We start from the raw sequence: 6,164 nt of genomic DNA on the forward strand, positions 1-6,164 counted from the left end.
ACCGCGCCCGACCCCGAACAGGTGGTCCGCGCGGCGCAGGCGGCGGATGCGCATCAGATGATTCTGGACCTGCCGCAGGGCTATGACACGCGCCTCAGCCAGACCGGCGGGCGCCTGTCGGGCGGGCAGATCCAGCGGCTGGGGCTTGCCCGCGCGCTCTATCCCGACCCGGTGCTGCTGGTGCTGGACGAGCCGAACTCGAATCTCGACAACAGCGGGTCCGAGGCGCTGAACCGCGCGATCCGGCGGATCAAGGAACAGGGGGGCGCGGTCATCATCATGGCCCACCGCCCCGCCGCCATCAATGAATGCGAATTGCTGCTGGTGCTGGAACAGGGCATGCGCCGCGCCTTTGGCCCGCGCGACAAGGTGTTGCAGGACATGGTGCAGAACTCGGCCCAGATCCTGCGCGCCCAGGAGGCCGGCCGCAAAGGAGGCATCACATGAGCGCGCCGGACACCGACCCGCTGGCCCCGCCCCGCCCCGGTCGCTGGCCGGTGCGCGGCGCGGTTCTGGGCGGGCTGCTGGGGCTGGCCGTGCTGATCGCCGGGGTGGCGCTGTGGGGCACGCAGGCCCGGATCAGCGGCGCCGTCGTGGCCAGCGGTCAGGTCGAGGTCGAACAGCAGCGGCAGGTCGTGCAGCATCCCGATGGCGGCGTGGTCGCGCAGATCGCCGTGGCCGAGGGCGCGCGCGTCGCGGCGGGCGATCTGCTGATCGCGCTGGACGGCGCGCTTCTGGCCACCGAACTGGCCATTGTCGAGGGGCAGTATTTCGAGGTTCTGGCCCGCCGTGGCCGGCTGGAGGCCGAGCGCGCCGATGCGGATGCGCCTGATTTCCCCGCCGAACTGGTCGGGGGGGCGCAGTCCCGGCCCGCGCTGGCCACGCTGATCGCGGGGCAGGCCAGCCTGTTTGCCACCCGGCTGGAAACCCTGCGCCAGTCGCTGGACCAGCTGGCCAAGCAATCCGATCAGATCGGTGCCGAAATCACCGGCATCGACGCGCAGATCGCAGCACTTGGCACCCAGCGCGGGTTGATCGTGCGCGAACTGGCCGATCAGCAAAGCCTGCTGGATCGCGGGCTGGCGCAGGCCTCGCGCGTGCTGGCGCTGGAACGCGAGGCCGCGCGGCTGGAGGGAGAGCTGGGCGCGCTGCAGGCGCAGCGGGCGGGATCGGCGATCCGCCAGACCGAGATCGAGATTCAGCGCCTGCGCATGGGCGCGCAACGCCGCGAACAGGCCGAGACGGAACTGCGCGATCTGGGCTATCGCGAGCTGGAACTGGCCGAGCGCCGCCGGGGGCTGGCCGAACGCGTGCTGCTGCTGGAGATCCGCGCCCCGGTGGCGGGGGTGGTCCACAACATGCAGGTGACGACGCCGCGATCGGTGGTGCGCGGGGCCGAGCCGCTGCTGTATATCGTGCCGCAGGACCGGCCCCTGCTGATCGGGGCGCGGATCGCCACGATCAATGTGGATGAGCTGCAGCTGGGCCAGCCGGTCGCGCTGCGGTTCTCGGCCTTTTCGGCCCGCACCACCCCCGAAATCGAGGGGCGGCTGGAGCGGATCTCGCCCGATGCGCTGATCGACGAGGCCACGCGGGTGCCCTATTACCGCGCCGAGGTGACGATTCCGCCCGATGAGCTGGCGAAGCTGGGCGATCTGGTGCTGGTGCCCGGCATGCCGGTCGAGGTCTATGTGCGCACCGGCGACCGCAGCCCGCTGGCCTATCTGATGCGGCCGCTGGCCGATTACTTCAACCGCGCCTTCCGCGAAAGCTGAACGGTTGCGCGACCGGATTTGCTGCCGCAGACTTGCCCCCGCAAGAGGAGGAAACCCATGCTGCGCATTCTGTCCCGCCCCGCCACGCGCCTGATGGAGCGATGGCTGCCCGACGCCTTCATTTTCGTGATCGTTCTGACCCTGATCGCCGCTGCGGCCGCCATGCTGACGCAAGGCACCGGCCCGGTCGAGCTGATCGAATACTGGGGCAACGGATTCTGGTCGTTGCTGTCATTTGCCATGCAGATGCTGCTGGTGCTGGTGACGGGCTTCATTCTGGCCTCGTCACCGCCGGTGCGGCGGGTGCTGGGGATGATGGCCGGGCTGACCAGCAGCCGCGGCGGCGCGATCCTGCTGGTCAGCGTGGTGTCGCTGGCGGCAAGCTGGATCAACTGGGGCTTTGGTCTGGTCGTCGGCGCGATCTTTGCCAAGGAACTGGCGCGCAAGGTGCGGGTCGATTACCGGCTGCTGGTCGCGGCGGCCTATTCGGGCTTTGTCATCTGGCATGGCGGGCTGTCGGGTTCGATCCCGCTGACGGTGGCCACGCCGGGCCATTTCACCGAAAATCAGATCGGCGTGATCCCGACGGGCGAGACGCTGTTTTCCAGCTGGAACCTGATGATCCTGCTGGCCGTCGTGATCGCGGTGCCGCTGGTCAACCGGATGATGCTGCCGCTGGAGCGCGAAGAGGTGCTGGTCGATCCCGAGTTGCTGCGCGAGCCGCAGCCCGCACCGCCCTCGGCCCGGCCCAGCCCGGCGGAATGGCTGGAGACCAGCCCGCTGCTGATGATCCTGATCGGGGTGCCGGGGCTGGCCTGGCTGGCGCTGCATTTTCTGGGCGGCGGCGGGCTGAACCTGAATGTGGTGAATTTCCTGTTCCTGTTTGCCGGCATTCTGCTGCATGGCAGCCCGCGCAGCCTGCTGACCGCGCTGGATGAGGGTGTGCGCGGCGGCGCAGGCATCGTGGTCCAGTTTCCGTTCTATGCCGGGATCATGGCGATCATGACCGATAGCGGGCTGGCGGCGAGCCTGTCGGGCTGGTTCGTGTCGATTTCCACCGCCGAGACGCTGCCGTTCTGGTCGTTCATCAGTGCGGGCATCGTGAACCTGTTCGTGCCCTCGGGCGGCGGGCAATGGGCGGTGCAGGCGCCGGTGATGCTGCCCGCCGCCGAGGCGCTTGGCGCCGATATTGCCAAGGTGGTGATGGGGGTGGCCTGGGGGGATGCCTGGACGAACCTGCTGCAGCCCTTCTGGGCGCTGCCGATGCTGGGGATCGCCGGGCTGAAACCGCGCGACATCATGGGGTTCTGTGTCGTGCACCTGCTGGTGGTAGGCGTGATCGTGGGAGGTATTCTGTGGGTGATCTGAGGGGATAGCGCCGGGGGCGCTTCGCCCCCCGTGCCGATCGGTCCTCGGACCGATGGCGGACCTCTCGGCACCCCAGAGGATACTTGTGTGAAGAAGAAGTTGTCAGCGTTTGCGGCGGCGTTTGGTGGCGCGCTTGATTTCGGCCAGGCGGGCCTGAACCGGGGCGCGGGCGGGGCTGCGGCCGCGTTTGCCCTTGGACGGGCCGCGCGGCAGGGGCTGGCCGTCGAGTTCCAGCAGTTCCAGTGTCAGGCCGCCGGTCATCGGGATCGCCTCGGCCAGCCGCACGGTCACGCGCTGGCCGATGCCGATGACAAGGCCGGTATCGCTGCCCAGAAGGGTGCGGGCGTCGGGGTCGTAGTGGAAATATTCCTGACCGATCGTGCGGATCGGCAGCAGCCCGTCGGCGCCGCTTTCGTCCAGCCGCACGAAGGCGCCGAATTTCTGCACGCCGTTGATACGGCCGGTCATTTCGTGACCGACCCGTTCGGACAGATAGGCCGCCAGATAGCGGTCGGTCGTGTCGCGTTCGGCGGCCATGGAGCGGCGCTCGGTCTCGCTGATATGGGTGGCGGTTTCAGGCAGGCGTTCGATCTGGTTGTCGTCCAGCCCGTCCTTGCCCCAGCCATGGGCCGAGATCAGCGCCCGGTGCACGACCAGATCGGCATAGCGGCGGATGGGCGAGGTGAAATGCGCGTAGGATTTCAGCGCCAGCCCGAAATGGCCGAAATTCTCGGGGTGGTAATAGGCCTGCGTCATCGAGCGCAGGGTCGAGATATTGATCAGCTCGTCGAAATCGCTGCCCTCGGCCTGTGCCAGCAGGCGGTTCAGGTGGCTGGTCATCAGCACCTGACCCTTGGCCAGCGTGAAGCCCGAGGCCTGCGCCACCTCGCGCAGGGCGTCGATCTTGTCGAGGCTGGGTTCCTCGTGGACACGGAACAGCAGCGGGCGCTGGCGGCGTGACAGTTCCTCGGCGGCGGCGACATTGGCCAGTACCATGAATTCCTCGATCAGCTTATGCGCATCGAAACGGTCGCGGAAGGTGACGGCCTTGACGCGGCCCTCGGGCGACAGTTCGATCCGGCGTTCGGGCAGGTCCAGATCCAGCGGCTGGCGGCGTTCGCGGGCGGCTTTCAGCAGGCCGTAGGCGTGCCAGAGCGGTGAGATGACGCTGTCCAGCAGCGGCTCGGACTGCGCGTCGGGGGTGCCGTCGGCTGCGGCCTGCGCCTGTTCATAGGACAGGCTGGCGCGGCTGTTCATAATGCCACGGTGGAATTTGTGGCTGATCTTGGTGCCATCCGCATCCAGCCGCATCCGCACGGCGATCACGGCGCGGTCCACGCCCTCGTGCAGCGAACAGAGATCTGCCGACAGCGCCTCGGGCAGCATCGGCACGACGCGGTCGGGGAAATAGGTCGAGTTGCCGCGATTCCACGCCTCGCGGTCCAGCGCGCTGTTCGGGCGGACGTAATGGGCGACATCGGCGATGGCGACCCAGATGGTGGCGCCGCCGTCTTCCTCGATATGGGCGGCGACCGCATCGTCATGGTCGCGCGCATCCGAGGGGTCGATGGTGACCAAAGCCAGGTCGCGCAGGTCGTCGCGGCCCTTGATGGGCGCGGGGGTGGCGGCCTCGGCCTCGGTCAGAACCTTGTCGGGGAAGGTGTCGGGTATGCCGTGCTGGTGGATGGCGATCAGGCTGACGGCGCGCGGCGCCGACGGATCGCCCAGCCGTTCGATGATCCGCGCGATGGGCAGGCCGAGGCGGGCGCGGGGCCCGGCCTGTTCGGCCTGCACCAGCTCGCCATCCTCGGCGCCGAGGGTGGCGTCGTCGCGGACGCGCCATTCCTTGTCCTGTCCCTTGTCGATGGGCAGGATGCGACCGCCCTGCGTCTCGCGCCGGAAGATGCCGGTGATGCGGTTCGCATGGGCGGTGATGCGGCGGATCAGCCGGGCCTCGTGGCTGTGATCCTCGCCCGCGACCTCGATCAGGCGACCAAGGAAGCGGTCGCCACGGCCAAGCGCCGGATCGGTCTGGCGCGGCAGATACAGGATGCGCGGCAGCGCCCCCTCGCCCCGCCATTCCAGCGGACGCGCGAACAGATCGCCCGACCCGTCCGGCGCCAGCAGTTCCAGCACCGTCACGGGGGGCAGCTTTTCCGCGTCAAGGTAATGGCGGCGGCGGCGTTCCAGCGCGCCCTCGGCCTCCATCTCTCGCAGCAGGCGCTTGAGTTCAATCCGGGCGGCGCCCTTGATGCCGAACGCCTTGGCGATGTCGCGCTTGGAATTCGCCTCGGGGTTTTCACCCACCCATTCGAGGATCTGGGCCTTGCTGGGGATCTGGGTCATCGGGTCATGCCTTGTCATTCAGGTCGCGGCTCATGTCACGATGCGGGATGCCGGCATCATCGTAAACCGGGCCTTCCGCGACAAAGCCAAGTTTCTGGTAAAAGCCTATGGCGTGGGTCTGCGCGCCCAGGCTGGCGCGGGTGATGCCGGGGCGGGTGCGCAGGGCGTCCAGCGCGGCGCGGATCAGCGCCGCGCCCAGACCCTGCCCGCGCGCCTGCGCCAGCACGGCGACGCGGCCGATCTTGCCGGTCTCGCCCTTGATCAGGATGCGCGCCGTGCCCACCGGGCGACCCGCATCGCGCGCCAGCAGATGGATGGCGCCCGCGTCCAGATCGTCCAGCTCCAGCGCCTCGGGCACGTTCTGTTCCTCGATGAAGACGGCGCGGCGCAGGGCGTGGCAGGCGGCCAGATCGGCGGTTTCCTCGATCATGCGAAATATCTTTCCAGAATGCGCTGATAGATCGCCTTGAGCTGGCGCACCTGATCGGCGGGCACGCGTTCGTCGACCTGATGCATATGGTGGCCGACCAGCCCGAATTCCACGACCGGGCAGTGATCCTTGACGAAACGCGCATCCGAGGTGCCGCCCGAGGTGGACAGGACCGGCACGCGGCCCGTTTCGGCGGTGACCACATCGCGGACCAGATCGACAAAGGGGCCGGGCGCGGTCAGGAA

The 6,164-nt window shown here is 68.5% G+C and carries 6 protein-coding genes; 3 read left to right on the top strand and 3 right to left on the bottom strand.

Annotated features, from left to right (window positions below):
• The 3 genes from ACK41U_RS18900 to ACK41U_RS18910 form a co-directional block, all read left to right on the top strand.
• The coding region (locus tag ACK41U_RS18900) for an ATP-binding cassette domain-containing protein (RefSeq protein WP_409683697.1) at nucleotides 1–447 on the top strand (447 nt) is incomplete at its 5' end.
• Nucleotides 444–1,775 carry an HlyD family type I secretion periplasmic adaptor subunit gene (locus tag ACK41U_RS18905; protein WP_409683700.1) on the top strand — a complete coding sequence of 444 codons (1,332 nt, stop codon included), beginning with the start codon at nucleotides 444–446 and terminating at the stop codon, nucleotides 1,773–1,775. The genes ACK41U_RS18900 and ACK41U_RS18905, both read left to right, overlap by 4 nt.
• Nucleotides 1,776–1,832: 57 nt before the next feature.
• Nucleotides 1,833–3,143: a short-chain fatty acid transporter gene (locus tag ACK41U_RS18910; RefSeq protein ID WP_409683703.1), complete on the top strand. Its 1,311-nt coding sequence runs from the start codon at nucleotides 1,833–1,835 to the stop codon at nucleotides 3,141–3,143.
• Between the two features lie 102 nt (nucleotides 3,144–3,245).
• Here ACK41U_RS18910 and rnr read toward each other — a convergent pair whose 3' ends face one another.
• The 3 genes from rnr to ACK41U_RS18925 all read right to left on the bottom strand — a co-directional run.
• Nucleotides 3,246–5,489, bottom strand: a complete 2,244-nt coding sequence (gene rnr, locus ACK41U_RS18915) for a ribonuclease R (protein ID WP_409683706.1) — start codon at nucleotides 5,487–5,489, stop codon at nucleotides 3,246–3,248.
• Between the two features lie 4 nt (nucleotides 5,490–5,493).
• The gene (locus ACK41U_RS18920) at nucleotides 5,494–5,919 is read right to left on the bottom strand and encodes a GNAT family N-acetyltransferase (protein WP_409683709.1); all 426 of its coding nucleotides are present in this window, start codon (nucleotides 5,917–5,919) and stop codon (nucleotides 5,494–5,496) included.
• Nucleotides 5,916–6,164: M20/M25/M40 family metallo-hydrolase (locus ACK41U_RS18925; RefSeq protein ID WP_409683712.1), on the bottom strand; the 249-nt coding region annotated here is incomplete at its 5' end. The genes ACK41U_RS18920 and ACK41U_RS18925, both read right to left, overlap by 4 nt.

It is taken from the genome of Paracoccus sp. (in: a-proteobacteria), from assembly GCF_046289755.1.
Taxonomy (GTDB): Bacteria; Pseudomonadota; Alphaproteobacteria; order Rhodobacterales; family Rhodobacteraceae; genus Paracoccus.